Source organism: Bacteroides sp. ET336 (genome assembly GCF_024733815.1).
Lineage (GTDB): Bacteria > Bacteroidota > Bacteroidia > Bacteroidales > Bacteroidaceae > Phocaeicola > Phocaeicola cellulolyticus.
In genome coordinates this window covers 1-628 of the sequence record NZ_JANRHK010000056.1, presented here as the reverse complement: position 1 = coordinate 628, position 628 = coordinate 1, and the positions used below count along the sequence as shown (strand labels likewise).

General features: G+C 37.3%; 1 protein-coding gene. It reads right to left on the bottom strand.

Features of this window, described 5'->3' with window-relative positions; genetic code table 11:
• Positions 1-23: 23 nt before the first annotated feature.
• Positions 24-245 carry a DUF6140 family protein gene (locus NW213_RS16800; protein WP_258323478.1) on the bottom strand — a complete coding sequence of 74 codons (222 nt, stop codon included), beginning with the start codon at positions 243-245 and terminating at the stop codon, positions 24-26.
• Positions 246-628: the final 383 nt, after the last annotated feature.

The window sequence follows — 628 nt, the reverse complement described above, 5'->3', positions numbered from 1 at the left end:
AAGAATACAATATAATATTTGAATTACCCAATCCTCACCACATCCAAATAAACCATACTAAGTGCCCCAGCCTTCTTTATATCAACCCCATAAATGCGATTGAAAGCATCCACCACAGGCTGACCGCCATTTGTTGAAACTGGATTACTGAATGAATTTGATACTACCTCCACTGACATTCCTTTCTCAAGACGAACTCCATTGGAGACCTTCGACTGCTTTACTGTAATTCTGAAAAGTGGCATAGATACCTCCTTATATTTTTCTTTTAAATGCCCGCTATCCCCAGAAAAGGCATTATGTTTTCATTAGTATAATTTTAATATAATAAGAAAGGCGTGAGGACTTGTCTGCTTCAATCATCAAAATCAGGCATCGCCAAACGCCGCATCGGAATGAATAAAGAAACAATCAACCCACGCCGTTTTTGTATGTAAACAATCATGTGCCTGTAAAATCTCACATGACATACATATACAAAAATCGTGAGCGTCATATTGTCTTAATCCTCCGATTAGAAACTGGCGATTTCGATTTTAGGATAAAGCAAAAAACGCTTTCTTATGTAAACACCGAACCATTTCTCCAGTCGGTGTATTGCAAAGATACATTTTTTGTTCAATATGAC